This is a genomic window from Acetobacter senegalensis, assembly GCF_001499615.1.
Lineage (GTDB): Bacteria > Pseudomonadota > Alphaproteobacteria > Acetobacterales > Acetobacteraceae > Acetobacter > Acetobacter senegalensis.
Window position 1 is genome coordinate 1,630,992 of the sequence record NZ_LN606600.1, and the last position, 15,451, is coordinate 1,646,442.

Genomic DNA, 15,451 nt, shown 5'->3' on the forward strand with positions numbered 1-15,451 from the left:
CTATTGGCTGTAAACCGCAAGAAAAATGCTCTGCTATCTTGGTGCGGTATTTGACGCTGTAGTTTTGTAACGTACGGTCAAAAGAACTGACCGCGTTTCTGTTATGAGACGGGGGTGTTAAAAAAGCGAATATACCCGGCAAATACTCAAAATATGCTTGCAAGCTCGCGGATGATTCGCCTAGAACTGAACATGACAGAAGTATGCCGCTGTGAAGGTAAGGGTTTTTCGCGCCGCAGCGGAGAGTGAGAAGGACGAAATAAATGGCGATTATCACCGTTGTCGGTGCGTCAGGTGGACAGGTACAGGTTACTGTCGATGGTTCGCAGAACTCGACCCTCGTCAAGCAGGCTGACGCTCTTTCCTCTAAGCTGAGCGGCGTTGTCGATACGCTTGATGTGCGGTACCTGACCCCGGGCGCTAATAATGGACAGGCTGGTAGCAACCAGGCTGGATACGGAGTGATCACCTCCGCTGGTTCCTACAACGTAGCAGGTAATGCCGAATGGCTGTCCATCGGCTCTGATTCCACGGCTCAGCCGGGTTCCGCTCTTGCCGGTTGGGTGAATGTTGATATCACCAAGGACACGGCACAGAACGTAACGGTTCTGGGTGGCACCGAAGCCGGTATCTCTTTCCGCGCAGGCAGCCAGAGCGGTACGTTCCTGGCTGGTTCCGGTGACAACCGTTTCCAGGGCAGCAACCTCAGCACCGCTGGTGACTGGAACATCCTGACCGGTGACGGCAACGATATTATTGATACCGGTGCTGGCAACAACACGATTGCCGCAGGCGCTGGTGACAACACCATCACGCTGGGCACGGGTGTTAACTATGTCCACTCCGATGGGCAGGACACCATTACCGCAACGGCAGGCACGCAGAACATCACCCTGAACGGTGCCAGCTCTGTTGTGCAGGTGGGTGCAAACTCTCTGGTTGTTGATAACAGCGCCGATGGTGAGCAGATCACGGTTGGTGGTGGAAGCACTGTTATCGGTGGTTCCAACGGTAATGATACCAGCGTTCCGCACACCTCCATCAACCTGGCCGGTTCTACCGGAACGGTTATTGGTGGCCAGCTGAGCACCATTTCCGCTGCTTACGGTGACTTTGAAGTTTCCAACACCAATGCAGCCAACGTGGATGTCAGCGGTTCTCTGACCTTCATCCGTGGCACGGGCGTTACCACCATCACGGCTGGCCAGACCACCATCTTCGGTGCGAACGGTCTGGATGCGATTGTCAACTCTACGGCTGGCACGTCTCTGTTTGTTGCAAACGAAGGCAATGAAACGCTGGATGGCGCTTCTTCCGCATTCGGTATTCATGCATTCGGCACAACCTATGGCACGGGTAACCAGCTTTTCATCGGTGGTTCCGCCAGCGATACGCTGGTTGGTGGCGTGGGCAACGCAACCATGCAGGGTGGCACGGGCGCAGCAAACGTGTTCGGCTTCCGTGACGGGATTGCTGGTGCAGACTACACCATCTCTGACTTCGGTAGCGCAGCCGGCAACTCTGTTCTGCTGGTAAACTACGGTTACAGCGATGCAGACCTGCAGAAGGTTCTGGATGCTGCAACGCATAAAGATGGCAACACGACCATCACTCTGTCTGACCAGAGCCAGATTACGTTTGTTGGCGTTGACAGCCTGAACACCAGCCAGTTCAACATTGCTAACAACATTAAATAAGATCTCAGTTTAGATTTTATGTGTTGAAGAAACCGGGCTTAACAGCCCGGTTTTTTTATGGGGAATGTTAAACAACGAGGTAGTATGCCTTTTAAAAGGGCTGCACATAAGAGTGTATTCATTTCTTAAGTGATAGTAGAATTATTTTATGTTCTCAATATTTCGATTTGGCATTATTGATGATAGAAATTGTTTTTCTGTAAAATGATAAATAGAATTGAATAGAATTTTTCAAAAATAAATAATAAAAATATGTTTTGTATAATAACAAAATATTAAGTGCTCAGTGTTTTTTAGTTTTTGACTGCGTCAAAATTCTAACATTTAAAATAATCAGATATGTTTACGGCTTTATAAAGTAATCGTCCTTTCCAAGTCGATTTCTGCCGAAATGACCGAGGTGGATGTTGGCTCAGGTAAGTTTCAATCCAATCCGGGTCAAAACCACACTGTGGAGGAATGATCGAGCGCCAGTTTTTGACTTCTGAAAGAGCGAAAGGGTTATCGCGAAGTAATTCCTGTTTCAGAAAAGGAACTCGGCCTGACCGAATAAGCGAACGCCAATGGGAATGCATGGGGTTGGTGGGGAATATACGGGCGAATGGACTGCTTTCATCACTCCATAACGCATGCAGAGGAATTCCTGCTGAACGCAGAGCAACGGAAAGCCCAAGTTCGCCATGCCATATAATTTCAGCACGTGTCATGTCTTCAAAGGGAAGGGAGAAGACTCTTTGAACGGCGTCCTGTTCAAATGTGGCGCGAGAAAAGCCGATAAACCAGGACTGCAGGTGCGGCGTAACGGCACGGGACGCCACTAGTCCCCACGCAGGGCGTGTATCCGCCTGTAAAAGCCGGAGAAGCGGGGGAAGGGGAGCGAGTGGACCAAAGACACTATCATTCGCAAAGACGATATAGGGCGCGGTCTGAACGAGGTTCTTGCCGAGCAGAAAGCGCCATGCGCCAAAATCAAGGCCGCCATTGGGCCGGTGCCAGACGGTAAAAGCCTGCGCGTTACAAAACAGACGCGTTTCTTCTGTTATAACTGAACAGCCGGAGAGTACAATATGCACTGTCAGGCCACAGCGTTTGAGATTTTTCAGGTAAAAACAGGTATATGGCGGCAAATTACCATTTGGCGTATAGGCAGCAAACAGGCAGACTGATCCCGGTGGAAGGGGACCCGAAGGGGCACTTTCAACAGCGTTTTCGCTGATGGTGGCGGGAGAAATCGAAACTGAATGCATTTTTAAGTTGGTTTTTTCGTGAAAATATGACTACAAGCCGCGAGTGTTGTTGGTTATCGTAACCGAATAATTGTTACTCACATAGTTCTGTCTGAAAAGGAGATACGGTCTCAATGAGCAAGGCCTTTATTGCTGCGGTGATCCAGGATTCGATCAACTGCACCGGCGTGGCCGCCAATCAGGCAGCGAACGATCTGATGGATGCGATCATAGAAGAACTGAAGCGGGAAGGTGGGTTTACCCTGCCGTCTTTCGGAACGTTCACTGTCCGCAAAACCAAAGCTCGCAAAGCGCTGAATCCTCGCACGGGTGAACCTGTGAAGGTGAAAGCAGGCAAGACCGTTCGTTTCAAGGCCAGCCCCAACCTGAAAAAGGCGGTCTGAGCCTTTACGGCCACACGCAGGAAGCATTTCAGTTTTATTACAATGTTTCTTGGTCGAAACAGCTCGGAAGGGAGACCTTCCGGGCTGTTTTTATATGAGACCAACCGGACAGGCTGGAGGATTGTACCGATCAGTCCGGTTTGATGTCTTCCAGCCGGTCGAGTTGCCTGAGACCGGGGAACATGATCATCCACAGGCCCGTAATGGCCAATGTCCCCAAGCCTCCAACCACAACGGCAGGGACGGCGCCGATCAGGCTGGCCAGCATGCCGCTTTCAAATTCGCCAAGCTGATTGGATGAGCCAATAAACAGCATGTTCACGGCGGAAACACGCCCACGCATTTCATCTGGTGTGCCTAACTGAACAAGAGAACTGCGGACCATCACGCTGATAACGTCCGCGCCGCCCAGAACCGCCAGCGCCAGAACGGAGAGCGGAATGGAGCTGGAAAGGCCAAACAGAATGGTGGCAACGCCGAAGATGGCGACCGAAACAAACATCCACTGCCCAGCGTGCCGCCCCAAGGGGTAGCGGGCCAGCACAGCGGCTACGCCCAACGCCCCAATGGCAGGCGCTGCCCGCAGAAGACCCAGCCCCCATGGCCCTGCGTGCAGGATGTCCGTGGCGTAGAGAGGCAGCATGGCGGTGGCTCCCCCTAACAGCACAGCAAATAGATCAAGCGAGAGTGCACCCAGCATGGTGGGGCGGCGGCGCAGGAAGGCGATGCCCCCAAAAACCGCCGCCAGGCTCGCTGGCTGCCTGGCACGGGCGGGAAAGCGGAGCGTCATGGAAAAGGTGGCGAAGGCCGAGACGGCAAATCCAATGGCGCAGAGGGCGTAGCAGACGTCGGCTCCCAGCCCATAAAGCAGCCCGCCTAAAGATGGCCCCGCGATGGATGCCACCTGAAAAAGGGAGGAAGAAAGTGCTGCCGCCTTGGGAAAAACCGCAGCAGAGACCATGGAGGGCAAAAAGGTCTGCTGTGCGGGCATTTCAAAGGCGCGGCACATGCCAAACAGGGCGACCAGCCCATAAATCATGCCTGGAGCAAGATGATGGGTGAAGGAGGCTACCGCCATGAAAGCGGCTGCTATGGCTTCGATGGTCTGGCAGGTGATGACAATCCGGCGTCTGTCATGCTGGTCCGCCGCGTGGCCTGCGGGAAAAATGAACGCAACCATGGGAAGGAACTGTGCCAGCCCCACAAACCCGAGCGCGGCGGCGCTGTGAGTGAGGGCATAAATTTGCCAGCCCACAGCCACGGCCTGCACCTGAGAGGAAAAAGCAGACAACGTGCGCGCTGTCAGAACGGCTTTCAGGCCGGGTAAAGCGAGAAGAGGCGTAGAAGCCGCCGGATGATCTGTCATGATGAGGCTGTTCATAGCAGGATAACAGTGCCGGAACAGCCTCTGGCGTAAAAACGGCTGTGTGATCAGGCCGCTTTAGGAGTACCTGCCCGTGTTTCTGGCAGGACGGTGGTGATGATGCTGGCATCCAGCGCTTCATACTCGTGATAGCGTAGGGTTTTGTAGAGTTCTTCCCGAGTCTGCATTCGGCTCAGCATGGCTTCCGTGCTGCCGTTCTGGGCCAGTGTGGCGTACAGGTCCGCCTGCGCCTTGTTTGCGACTCGTAATGAACTGACAGGCCAGATGACCATGCGGTAGCCCATCTCCTGGAACTCCGACGCTGTGAAAAAGGGCGTGCGTCCAAATTCCGTCATGTTCGCCAGAAGGGGCACATCCGGCAGGCGGCGGGCGAATTCGCGGAACATCTCCGCCGTTGTCAGCGCTTCGGGGAAAATGGCATCTGCCCCGGCTTCATAATACAGGCGGGCGCGGGCAACGGCCCCGTCCATGCCTTCCTGTGCGGCGGCATCTGTGCGGGCAATGACCACCATGTCCCGCCGGGCTTTGGCGGCGGCGGCCACTTTCAGCGCCATATCATGCGGTGTGCTGAGCTTTTTATCGTTCAGATGGCCGCATTTCTTGGGCAGAATCTGATCTTCCACATGCACGGCTCCGGCTCCGGCTTCTTCAAAGGCCCGCACCATGTTCATCACATTCAGAATTTCTCCATAGCCCGTGTCTCCATCCACCAGCAGCGGCAGTTCCGAGGCGCGGACAATCTGGCGGATGAAGAAACAGACCTCATCAACCGTGATAATGCCCAGATCTGGCAGGCCCATGCTGGCTGTCATGGCGGCGCCGGAGAGGTAAAGGGCATTGAACCCGGCATCCTTTGCCTGCAAGGCCGCTTGCCCGTTATGCGCACCGGGCAGTTGCAGAATGCCTGGCTGCGCCAGCAGTTGCCGGAACCGTTGGCCAGCAGGAATGGTGGGCTGCGTTTTGCCTGTCAGGTACGTCATGCTGCGTTCTCCAGTCCATCCCGTTCATGCAGGGAGGGGAATCGGCGGTTTTCGGGGCCGGTATAGGTGGCGGAGGGGCGGATGATCTTTCCGTCCTGCCGTTGTTCCAGAACATGCGCGCTCCACCCTGCTGTGCGGGCGATGACAAACAGGGGCGTGAACATGGCGGTGGGAATGCCCATGTGGCTGTAGGCCACGGCACTGAACCAATCGAGATTGGGGAACATCTTGCGCTTGTGCGCCATCACCCCCTCAATCCGTTCGGCTACATTATAGAGGCGGCGTGACCCGCTTTTCTGCGCCAGCTTCAGTGCGGCCCGCTTGATGATCTCGTTCCGGGGGTCCGAGATGGTGTAAACTGGGTGCCCGAAACCGATGATTACTTCCTTGGCCTCAAGCCTGCGGAGAATGTCGGTTTCGGCGTCTTCTGGACTGGTGTAGCGCTGCTGGATTTCAAGCGCGACCTCGTTCGCCCCACCATGTTTGGGGCCACGAAGCGCACCGATTCCCGCCGTAATGGCGGAATAAATGTCCGATCCCGTGCCCGCCACCACACGGCAGGTAAAGGTGGAGGCATTGAACTCATGCTCCGCATAGAGAATGAGTGAGCTGTGCATGGCGTTTACCCAGTGTTTGGGCGGCGTGCGTCCATGCATCAGGTGCAGGAAGTGCCCACCAATGCTGTCATCCTCCGTTTCCACGGCAATGCGGCGGCCATGGTTGGAGAAATGGTACCAATACAGCAGCATGGACGCCAGGCAGGCGATCAGCTTGTCCGCTATGGTGCGGGCTCCGGCACTTGGGGTATCCGGCCGTTCGGGCAGAACACAGCCCAGGGTAGAAACACCCGTGCGCAGAACATCCATGGGGTGTGTTGCGGCTGGCAGGGATTCCAGAACGCGCATTACAGCATCTGGCAGGCCCCGCAGGCTGCGGAGGCGTTCTTTATAAAGCTGTAGCTCAGCACTATTGGGCAGATGCCCATGAATCAGTAGATGGGCGACTTCTTCAAAGGAACAGGCTTCGGCCAGATCCTGAATGTCATATCCCCGGTAGTGCAGATCATTCCCGCTCTGGCCGACGGAGCACAGAGCGGTGTTGCCTGCTGAAACGCCAGAAAGAGCCACGGATTTTTTCTGGCGGGGATGGAGCGTCGTGGTGTTGTCCATATCACGGGTCTCCCAAATTGCGGGTGCCTTGACGGCACTTTTGATCTTGTTGGTGGCGATGTGGTCAGGCTGGTAAGGGTCAGACCGAAGTGGCCAGAGCCGGGGTTTCTCGTGCAGGTGCGTCCGATGGATTCTGGCGGGTTGCGCTTTGGCTGAAGTCAAAAATACCGGGGTTGAGATTCCGCGAGATACGGTTGGGCGGCACCACAAGGTCCAGCGCGAGCAGATCGGCCGGTTTCAGATCAGGCAGCCTTTGCACCAGTTCCAGAAAACGTTCGGATTCGGAAGGCGAGATCAGATCTTCTGTCAAAGTCTTGAACTTGCGGATGTAGTCTGCTCGCTGCCAGGGCGTTCTACCAAGCGGATGGGCATTGGCCACAGCCTGTTCTTCTTCCAGAACGCGTCCGTCTTTCATGCGGATGATGATCTTGCCGCCAAACGCTTTTACAGCCGGGTCTTCTGCATGGTAACGCGCCGTCCATTCCGGTGTTTCCACGGTGCGGATCTTGCGCCACAGGCGCACGGTGTCCGGGCGTTGAGCGCGTCCGGGCTCATAGGAATGGACGTGGTGCCAGCGACCATCCTGCAGAGCCACCGCCACAATATACATGATGGAATGGTCGAGCGTTTCACGCGATGCCGTGGGGTCAAATTTCTGTGGGTCGTTTGAACCGGTACCGATCACGTAATGGGTGTGGTGGCTGGTTTCGATCAGAATGTCTGCCACATCCTCAAAGTTTTCAATCTGCTTGCCTAGACGGAAGGCCAGATCAATCAGGGCCTGACTCTGATACTCCGCAGAATGTTCCTTGGTGAAGGAGGAGAGAATGGCCCGTTTGGGCTCGCCGGGTGCGGGGAGGGGCACGGTGTAGTGTGCGTCCTTTCCGTCCAGCATCCAGGCAATCACGCTGTCTTCCCCTTCATAGATCGGGCTTGGTGCGCCTTCACCCCGCATGGCGCGGTCCGTGGCTTCCACGGCCATTTTTCCGGCATGGGCCGGGGCAAAGGCTTTCCAGGAGGAAATCTCGCCCTTGCGGCTCTGGCGGGTTGCGGTGGTAACGTGCAGAGCTTGCCCAATGGCCTGATAAATAACGGCGGGCGGCAGTTTGAGCAGTGTGCCAAGGCCAGACGCTACGGAGGGACCAAGATGCGCCACGTGGTCAATCTTGTGCTTATGCAGGCAGATGGCGCGGGTGAGATCAATCTGGATTTCGTAACCGGTGGCAACCGCTCGGATCAAATCCGCACCGGAGGAGGCGCATTGTTGGGCGACCGCCAACAGGGGAGGGATGTTGTCTCCCGGGTGGGAGTAGTCCGCTGCCAGAAAAGTATCGTGATAATCCAGTTCGCGCACGGCAGTTCCGTTGGCCCACGCGGCCCATTCTGCATGCACGCGGATATCCGGCCCCAGTCCGAACAGGGTGGCCCCGCCGGGGTGAGCGTGTGCGACAGCCTGAGCCCGCGCACTCATGACCGGATGCCGGTTGAGAGACGCCAGCGCGACGGAGGCGTTATCAATCACGCGGTTGATGACCATTTCCGCCACCTCGGGTTCCACCGGCACAGGGTCAGCAGCGACTTCGGCAATTTTCCATGCCAGTTGCTCTGTGCGGGGCAGGCGGTCGGTTTCGGGGTGAACGGTAACCTGATGGGATTGCATGGTCAGACCCTTTGATTTGTATCCTTGGCCCGAGTGTTGCAGAGTAGCCCCCCAAGAAAGAAGCTGGATAAAAGCGGAAAGAGGCGAAGAAAAACGCCCGTATTGCAAAGATTGCGAACATGAAAAAACCAGCCACAAAGCTGTTTGTAGGAAGCCGGTTGAACACGCTGCGGCAGCAAGCCGAACTGACGCAGGCCGTTCTGGCGCAAAAGCTGGGTATTTCAGCCAGCTATCTGAACCAGATAGAGCGGGATCAACGCCCCCTGCCGGAGCGACATCTGGAAGATGTGTGCCGGGTGTTTGGCGTAAGCCCTGCATATTTCAGCGATATGGAAGAAGTGCGTCTGGTTCAGGCTTTGCGGGAAGTTCTGGCAGACCCCCTGTTTGACGCAGCCCGGCCGAATTTTTCAGAAATGCTGACAGCCGCGCAGAAAGCACCCGCACTGGGGCATGCAGTTATGCAGCTTTACAGTGCCTACAGAAATGCACAGGAGCAGGCTGCATCTCTGGCGGATGCACCGCCGCAGCCCGTGATAGAGCCGTATGAAGCTGTGGGAGACTGGGTGCAGGCCAATCACAATTATTTTCATGCGCTGGATAGTGCGGCTGAAGCCCTTTACGGAAAGCTGGCCCCGAAGGAAGGATGGTTGCACCCCGCACTGATACAGTATTTGCAGGATGAGCACCGCCTTCAGATTGTAACAGATCACGCCCTGGAGCAGCGCGGCGTGCGGTGGCGTCTGGAGCAGAAAACCAATACCCTCTTTCTGTCTCAGGATGTTTTGGCCGAAGATAGTCTGTTCTGTCTGGCGCAGGTTGTCGGGCAACTGGAGCAGGGGGCCGTGATGGACCGTATTCTGCGACGGTCCGGCCCCAAAGGGGAGAACGCCCGTGCTCTGGCCAGGCTGTATCTGGGCAATTACTTTGCAGGAGCTCTTCTGCTGCCTTATGAATTATACAGAACGGCGGCAGTGGAAATGCAGCATGATATAGACCGGTTGCACCGTCGGTTTGGTGTCAGCTTTGAGCAGGCCTGTCACAGGCTGAGCACGTTTCAGCGCCCTGGGGCGGAGGGTATCCCGTTTTACTTCATGAAACTGGATATTGCAGGAAATATTCTGAAAAGTTTTTCAGCAAACCATTTCATGCAGTCACGTTTTGGTGGTCCTTGTCCTTTGTGGAACATCTTTCGGGCGTTCACGACACCGGGGCAGGTGCAGGTGCAGCTTTCTCGTATGACGGATGATGTTGTGTACCTGAATGTGGCCCGCACCGTGCGGCACAGCAGCATGTCTTATTTTGATCGCCCGCGTCAGGTTGCCGTTGTGCTGGGTTGCGATATTCGTCACGCAGGGCGGATGATTTACGCAGCAGGCCTGGATGTAGCCGACCAGAGAAATGCTGTGCCTATTGGCCCAGGCTGCCGGGCCTGCGCGCGGGATGATTGTCGCCACCGCTCTCTTCCTGTTTCAGGAAGAGGCATAGATGCAGGAAGTGAGGAGCGCGGGGTTGTACCGTACCGCGCTGCCAAGATGTAAGTGGACGGTGTTTAGTGCAAGGAGATGGGACGAGATCGGTAAAAACCTATTCCCGTTCCCAATAGTCCAACAATAAACAGGAAAAGCATTAACACTCCTTTGGGTGGAGCATAGGTGAACGTAATGGTGTTGTGCCCAGAAACAAGGTTTGCTGTCTGAAAAAGCCCGTCTTTTGTAGCCCCTGTTTTTGTGTGCACACCGTTTACAGTGACATGCCATCCCGGATAGGCAATTTCCTGGCGAACAAGGGTGCCTTTATTCTCGCAATCAGCTTCAAGTTTCTCTGTAGAGTGAATTGTCAGATGACAGTTGTCTGCAGAAAAATAAGGGGCAGCATTGGAAAGTTTCCATATGGTTATGTAAGGATCCTGATAGGAAAGCTTCACATAGTCCGGTGGATCAAATTCTGTCTGAAGTGGCATCATGGGAGACAGCTCACCATTTTCTTTATTCTGCCACACCCAGACTGCCGGTTTAATGTCATTGCCATCTGTAGAGATGGACCAACTCAAGTCCTCAGGCCCGGTAATAGCCAGTTTCTGATCAAGAGGAATAAAGATAACGGTGTTGTCCGGAGTTTGATCTACGGATGTTGTTCCTGATTGACACACATCTTTGCTACATAATCTGATATTGATTTTTCCTGTAGCACGCCCAGAAAATGTGCCAACGGCAATACCCACCTTGCTTACAGCGGCCCCCTTGTTGCGGGGAGCAGGGATATGGCCGGAGAGGGGGCCTGCGGTGAAATCATATGCTTGGGCATTTCCTGCAACGGGGTGGGTTAGAAGAATGTCTTGCCAGATATTTTTTTCGGGAGAAACTGCGACGAGCCCGACGCCGTGTTGGCTTAGGTTCTGTTGACAAAAGACGGTAGCCACATTTTTACGGCTGCGAGGTTAAGAAAGGCGAGGAACGATTTTCTTGTCTTGTCATATCGTGTGGCGATACGTCGGAACTGCTTCAGTTTGTTGAACATCCGCTCGATACGGTTTCGATCCCGATAACGACGGAAGTCGCAGGGAATATCCTCTGTGCGATTTGAACGCGGTGGGATTACGGGAAGAATGCCTCGAAAAAGCAGGTTCTCCCGTATCCTGTCACTATCATACCCCTTGTCGGCCAGAAGTCGGCGCGGTGTCACGACTGGCAGGTCCAACAGGGCATCAGCGCCGGAATAATCAGAAACTTCACCCCCCGTCAGGTCGAAGCCAAGAGGGCGTCCCTGACCGTCGGCACGGGCGTGGATCTTGCTCGTAAAGCCGCCGCGGCTTCGACCAAAGCCTTCCTTATGCGTCCCCCTTTTGCGCCAGCCGCCTGGCTGTGAGCCCGAACGACCGTGCTGTCGATCATGTGCTGCCAGTCATCGGTCAGACGTAACCGGCCGTTTGAGGCCGCCTTATGATTAAAGATTGTGACTGGTAACTTACCGTCGTTAACGACGTCGTTATTGACGTCATTTGAGAGGTAAGAATGGCCCAGGAAATCCTGATTGGTGTTGAACGCCGTCGCCGCTGGTCGGATGAACGCAAACTGGCGATACTGTCTGAAGTTGGTGTGGATGGAGCGAGTGTATCGGATGTGGCACGTCGGCATGACCTGACCCGCCAACACCTTTACCAATGGCGGAGTTCATTCCGTCAAAGACTATCTTCGCCAGATCAGTCTGTGGCGTTTATTCCTGTTGCTTCAGTGACGACACCTGCTGTGACATCTGGCGGTGGACCTGACGAACTGGCCATAGTGCTGCGCAATGGCCGTAGTATCAGGGTGACGGGACATCCTGCCGAAGATCTTCTGGCCCGGGTCATCCAGATTGCGGAGACGGCATGATTGGCGTGGGCAACGGCGTGCGTGTCTATCTGGCCTGCGGGGTGACCGATATGCGCAAGGGCATATCGGGTCTGGCAGCACTGGCACAGGACGTGCTGCGTCAGAACCCGACATCAGGGGCGCTCTTTGCTTTTCGTGGTCGCCGTGGCGACAGGATCAAGCTTCTGATGTGGGACGGTCAGGGGTTCTGTCTTTATTACAAGGTGCTTGAGAAGGGACGTTTTCCATGGCCGTCTCCGGCAGAGGGCGTTGCACGCCTGACGACAGCACAGATGGCCATGCTGTGGGAAGGCATGGAGTGGAGACGCCCTTCCTGGTCTGCACCACCGTCTCGCGTAGCCTGATTTTTATGGCGTGATCGTGTAGAACCTTTTGAATTTTCTTAGATTTTCTGCTATTTTTTCATAATGACGCCTGCACCCGTGGTCCTGCCTGATGATCCGGATATCCTGAGGGAAATGATTGTTTCCCTGCAGACCGAAGTGGCCCGGCTTTCTGCGTCGGCCCGTGCGTATGAGGCTCTTGTCCAGTCTCTCAAAATCCGGATCGCACGCCTTCAGAAACAGAAATTCGGGGCCAGTTCAGAAAAGATAGACCGTGAGATTGAACAGCTCGAACTGCTCCTTGAAGATGTAAAAATCGCCATCGCGGCAGCCGATCCTTCTCCTGATATCAGGGAGCATGATGTCAGCGATGATGCAGTCTCTCCCCCACGGCAGCGTGGCAAACCACAGGTTTCTGACACGACACCACGGGAGCGTATTGTTCTCGACCCGGGTGAGGCCTGTCCTGCCTGTGGCGGTCCTCTGCGTCTTGTAGGCGAAGATGTCACCGAAATACTGGACTTTATTGCGGCAAAACTGAAAGTTGTCGAAACGGCACGGCTGAAGAAATCCTGCCGCCATTGCGAAACGATGGTGCAGCCTGAAGCACCGTCGCGCCCTGTTCCACGGGGGATGGCTGGCCCCGGGCTTCTGGCCCATATCCTGGTCTCGAAATTCGATGACCATATCCCGCTTTATCGTCAGAACGAGATCTTTGCCCGTCAGGGTGTGGACATTCCCCGTTCAACCCTGATCGACTGGTGTGGTCAGGCCGTTGCCGTTCTGCGTCCTCTCACAGATCTGATCCGTCAGGATGTCGTAAAGGCAGACCTGCTGCATGCCGATGATACACCCATCCAGGTTCTTGATTCCCGTCTGCGCCAGGCTGGGAAACCACGTGGTGTGAAGGAAGGGCGGATCTGGACCTATCTGCGCGATCCCCGCCCCTGGGGCGGGAGTGATCCGCCCGCCGTGGCCTACTGGTTCTCTCCCGATCGCAAGGGGATCAATCCCCAGACCCATCTGGCACAGTTCCGGGGCATTCTGCAGGCTGACGCCTACGCGGGGTTCAGGGATCTGTATAAACCCGATGCAACGGGAACCGTGCATGTGCGCGAAGCGGCCTGCTGGGCTCATCTCCGCAGGGCCTTCCATGATGTCTGGAAGGGCAGTGATTCGACAATCGCAAGGGAAGCACTCGAGCAGATCGGGGAACTCTACGATATCGAGCGGCAGCTCACCGGGTCTCCTGCTCCGTATCGTCTGGCTGTCCGACAGGAAAAAAGCCGCCCTCGTGTCACAGCATTCCACGCATGGTGCGAAACACAGCTCGCCCGTATCCCTGGCAAGGGGGAACTGGCAAAAGCAATCCGTTATGCGCTCAACCGGTGGGCAGCCTTTACCCTCTTCCTCGAAGATGGTCGTGTTGCCATCGACAACAATCCTGCCGAACGGGCCATACGACCGGTATGCGTCGGGCGGAAAAACTATCTGTTTGCCGGTTCAGACGCCGGGGGCGACAACATCGCTGATGCCATGACGCTTATCGAAAGCGCAAAACTTTCAGGCCTCAACCCGCACGATTACCTCGCCGATGTTCTCGCCCGCATCAACGAACACAAGATCAACCGCCTCCACGAATTGTTGCCATGGAACTGGCAACCCGCGAATACGCTTCACAAAAAGGCCGCATAATCAAGGCGGCACAGAACGGCCGGTTACGGTCAGACCGAGTTCAACCAGCGTTTCCAGCAGAGCGTCCCAGACACCTTGCTCTGCCCATCGACGGAACCGCACATAGACCGAGTTCCATTTACCGTAGCGCTCATGCATGTCCCGCCATGGGCAACTGACACGCAGGACATAAAGCATTCCATTGAGAAACAGACGGTTATCCTGTGCCGGTCTTGACCAGCGGCCACGTTCAGGCGGCAGCAGGCTGCCAATGATCGCCCATTCCTCGTCCGTCAGGTCGCCACGCATCCACAGGTCTCCACAAAGACCAGCGCTGAATCACGTCCAGGCCAGTCTGCAAAGACCTTTTGTCAACAGAACCTAGCCAGTGCAGGCTGCTCAATGTATTGGGCGAAGACGCGGAAAGGTAAAGATTCATATCATGGATAGATGAGGCATCACTGTATTTCTGACCGAGGCCTGGTGTATAAAACCCGCTAGGATCGATATTCGGATCGATGTTGGCGTCTAACGTTTCTGCAAAAACACGAGGGACAGGTAGATAAGTATAGTTAATAGACTTAATACCGTAATAGGCACCATAATTCGGAGGAAGAGTTCCAAAAGAGACAACACGCGTGAAGGCTGTTTCTCTTTTGAGCCAGTCAAGGGCAGGATAGTCAATTTTTGCGTTACGTGATCCACACAGCACGGGCACACAAAATAACAGAACAGCATTTGTTATGCCGATAGACGAAAGAAAAACATCTTTCTTTTTTGCGCTAATAGCTACAAAAACAATTAAAAATAGAATAGAAAATCCCCATAAAGTAGAAGCATAATTCAATAAATTGGCATGGGGAAGATGTTGTTGCAGCGTCAGTGCATGCCTTGCGTAAAGAAGAGAGAGCAATGCTGCCGAAAAAATAATGCCACTCATTAAAAAGATGGATGATTTTTTCGATGTGTTCGTATGTGAATAGCTATCAATTGTTATGGCGGCCAAAAGAGTTAATGCAAACCACCAGCCCGGTGAGGCATAGACAAAAAACATTGTCTGCCGAATAAGGGGGATCAGATCTATAATTTTGCTAACAAAATGTACACCCTCGGCTTTCATGGCTGTAAGAATAAGCCACGCACCTAAGACATAACGCAAACTGCTGTATGATGTTGATGGTATTGTAAACGCAAGAGCCGCTAATGTAAGCAAACCGAGATCAATATATCCTCCCGTATGCCACCAGAGCTCTACTAGATCCATCCTCCCCTGTTCCGCGCCAAAAAGGTAGGGGAAAAAATGAAGGGCTGTACTGCCGGAAAGAAAATGAGCATTCCCGAAATCAGCATTCATACCAACAAGAGAAACAGGCAGAGAAAGGGCAAAAGAAAGCCATGCCGGTGCTGAAAGACAGAGCCCCAAGATGCCGCCGTAAAGGATGCGGAAGATAATGGCTTTTCTATAAAAACGGGGCGATTGGAAAACACGCCATGTAATAATAGCAAGTGCCAACAGCCCATTCATGTAAGCAGTTTCTGGAAAGCCGGCAAGAATACTGCCTG

General features: G+C 54.5%; 15 protein-coding genes. 6 read left to right on the forward strand and 9 right to left on the reverse strand.

What is annotated here, in order from left to right:
• Positions 1-263 precede the first annotated feature (263 nt).
• Complete coding sequence (locus ASN_RS07240) at positions 264-1,697, forward strand: beta strand repeat-containing protein (protein WP_058987738.1); 1,434 nt, start codon at positions 264-266, stop codon at positions 1,695-1,697.
• A 317-nt stretch (positions 1,698-2,014) separates the two neighbouring features.
• Here ASN_RS07240 and ASN_RS07245 read toward each other — a convergent pair whose 3' ends face one another.
• Positions 2,015-2,944 (reverse strand): rhamnan synthesis F family protein, encoded by a 930-nt coding sequence (locus ASN_RS07245; protein ID WP_058987739.1) that lies wholly within the window; start codon positions 2,942-2,944, stop codon positions 2,015-2,017.
• A gap of 113 nt (positions 2,945-3,057) precedes the next feature.
• On the opposite strand from ASN_RS07245, the gene ASN_RS07250 reads away from it, so the two are divergent.
• On the forward strand, positions 3,058-3,327 hold the full coding sequence (locus tag ASN_RS07250) for an HU family DNA-binding protein (protein ID WP_006557723.1): 270 nt from the start codon (positions 3,058-3,060) through the stop codon (positions 3,325-3,327).
• A gap of 130 nt (positions 3,328-3,457) precedes the next feature.
• On the opposite strand, the gene ASN_RS07255 is transcribed toward ASN_RS07250, so the two are convergent.
• From ASN_RS07255 to ASN_RS07270, 4 genes are all read right to left on the reverse strand, one after another.
• The gene (locus ASN_RS07255) at positions 3,458-4,708 is read right to left on the reverse strand and encodes an MFS transporter (protein WP_058987740.1); all 1,251 of its coding nucleotides are present in this window, start codon (positions 4,706-4,708) and stop codon (positions 3,458-3,460) included.
• Positions 4,709-4,758: 50 nt separating this feature from the next.
• Positions 4,759-5,691 (reverse strand): methylisocitrate lyase, encoded by a 933-nt coding sequence (gene prpB / locus ASN_RS07260; protein WP_058987741.1) that lies wholly within the window; start codon positions 5,689-5,691, stop codon positions 4,759-4,761.
• Positions 5,688-6,860 carry a bifunctional 2-methylcitrate synthase/citrate synthase gene (prpC, locus tag ASN_RS07265; protein WP_058987742.1) on the reverse strand — a complete coding sequence of 391 codons (1,173 nt, stop codon included), beginning with the start codon at positions 6,858-6,860 and terminating at the stop codon, positions 5,688-5,690. Before prpC ends, prpB begins: the two co-directional genes overlap by 4 nt.
• A gap of 79 nt (positions 6,861-6,939) precedes the next feature.
• The gene (locus ASN_RS07270; RefSeq protein ID WP_058987743.1) at positions 6,940-8,520 is read right to left on the reverse strand and encodes an MmgE/PrpD family protein; all 1,581 of its coding nucleotides are present in this window, start codon (positions 8,518-8,520) and stop codon (positions 6,940-6,942) included.
• A 119-nt stretch (positions 8,521-8,639) separates the two neighbouring features.
• On the opposite strand from ASN_RS07270, the gene ASN_RS07275 reads away from it, so the two are divergent.
• Entirely contained in the window at positions 8,640-10,058 is a 1,419-nt protein-coding gene (locus tag ASN_RS07275; protein WP_058987744.1) for a helix-turn-helix transcriptional regulator, read from the forward strand.
• A gap of 11 nt (positions 10,059-10,069) precedes the next feature.
• Here ASN_RS07275 and ASN_RS07280 read toward each other — a convergent pair whose 3' ends face one another.
• Together ASN_RS07280 and ASN_RS20510 are read right to left on the reverse strand one after the other, a co-directional pair.
• Entirely contained in the window at positions 10,070-10,939 is an 870-nt protein-coding gene (locus ASN_RS07280) for a hypothetical protein (RefSeq protein ID WP_058987745.1), read from the reverse strand.
• Complete coding sequence (locus ASN_RS20510; RefSeq protein ID WP_197603356.1) at positions 10,909-11,421, reverse strand: IS5 family transposase; 513 nt, start codon at positions 11,419-11,421, stop codon at positions 10,909-10,911. Before ASN_RS20510 ends, ASN_RS07280 begins: the two co-directional genes overlap by 31 nt.
• 110 nt (positions 11,422-11,531) lie before the next feature.
• Here ASN_RS20510 and tnpA point away from each other — a divergent pair, with 110 nt between their 5' ends.
• From tnpA to tnpC, 3 genes are all read left to right on the forward strand, one after another.
• Positions 11,532-11,891: an IS66-like element accessory protein TnpA gene (tnpA, locus tag ASN_RS19200; protein WP_058986867.1), complete on the forward strand. Its 360-nt coding sequence runs from the start codon at positions 11,532-11,534 to the stop codon at positions 11,889-11,891.
• Positions 11,888-12,235, forward strand: a complete 348-nt coding sequence (tnpB, locus tag ASN_RS07290) for an IS66 family insertion sequence element accessory protein TnpB (protein ID WP_010510701.1) — start codon at positions 11,888-11,890, stop codon at positions 12,233-12,235. The genes tnpA and tnpB overlap by 4 nt, the downstream gene beginning before the upstream one ends.
• A 63-nt stretch (positions 12,236-12,298) precedes the next feature.
• Positions 12,299-13,909, forward strand: coding sequence for an IS66 family transposase (tnpC, locus tag ASN_RS07295; RefSeq protein WP_058986868.1), 1,611 nt, complete (start codon positions 12,299-12,301; stop codon positions 13,907-13,909).
• Here tnpC and ASN_RS07300 read toward each other — a convergent pair whose 3' ends face one another.
• Entirely contained in the window at positions 13,910-14,197 is a 288-nt protein-coding gene (locus ASN_RS07300) for a transposase (protein WP_058987746.1), read from the reverse strand.
• On the reverse strand, positions 14,139-15,413 hold the full coding sequence (locus ASN_RS07305; RefSeq protein ID WP_058987747.1) for a hypothetical protein: 1,275 nt from the start codon (positions 15,411-15,413) through the stop codon (positions 14,139-14,141). Before ASN_RS07305 ends, ASN_RS07300 begins: the two co-directional genes overlap by 59 nt.
• Positions 15,414-15,451 lie beyond the last annotated feature (38 nt).

Excerpts from the sequence above, each read along its gene's own strand:
- ASN_RS07240 (WP_058987738.1), top strand. The coding sequence starts at position 264 with ATGGCGATTATCACCGTTGTCGGTGCGTCAGGTGGACAGGTACAGGTT.
- ASN_RS07255 (WP_058987740.1), bottom strand. The coding sequence starts at position 4,708 with ATGAACAGCCTCATCATGACAGATCATCCGGCGGCTTCTACGCCTCTT.
- ASN_RS07250 (WP_006557723.1), top strand. The coding sequence starts at position 3,058 with ATGAGCAAGGCCTTTATTGCTGCGGTGATCCAGGATTCGATCAACTGC.
- prpB (WP_058987741.1), bottom strand. The coding sequence starts at position 5,691 with ATGACGTACCTGACAGGCAAAACGCAGCCCACCATTCCTGCTGGCCAA.
- prpC (WP_058987742.1), bottom strand. The coding sequence starts at position 6,860 with ATGGACAACACCACGACGCTCCATCCCCGCCAGAAAAAATCCGTGGCT.
- ASN_RS07245 (WP_058987739.1), bottom strand. The coding sequence starts at position 2,944 with ATGCATTCAGTTTCGATTTCTCCCGCCACCATCAGCGAAAACGCTGTT.
- ASN_RS07305 (WP_058987747.1), bottom strand. The coding sequence starts at position 15,413 with ATGAATGGGCTGTTGGCACTTGCTATTATTACATGGCGTGTTTTCCAA.
- tnpC (WP_058986868.1), top strand. The coding sequence starts at position 12,299 with ATGACGCCTGCACCCGTGGTCCTGCCTGATGATCCGGATATCCTGAGG.
- tnpB (WP_010510701.1), top strand. The coding sequence starts at position 11,888 with ATGATTGGCGTGGGCAACGGCGTGCGTGTCTATCTGGCCTGCGGGGTG.
- ASN_RS07275 (WP_058987744.1), top strand. The coding sequence starts at position 8,640 with ATGAAAAAACCAGCCACAAAGCTGTTTGTAGGAAGCCGGTTGAACACG.
- ASN_RS07270 (WP_058987743.1), bottom strand. The coding sequence starts at position 8,520 with ATGCAATCCCATCAGGTTACCGTTCACCCCGAAACCGACCGCCTGCCC.
- tnpA (WP_058986867.1), top strand. The coding sequence starts at position 11,532 with ATGGCCCAGGAAATCCTGATTGGTGTTGAACGCCGTCGCCGCTGGTCG.
- ASN_RS07300 (WP_058987746.1), bottom strand. The coding sequence starts at position 14,197 with ATGCGTGGCGACCTGACGGACGAGGAATGGGCGATCATTGGCAGCCTG.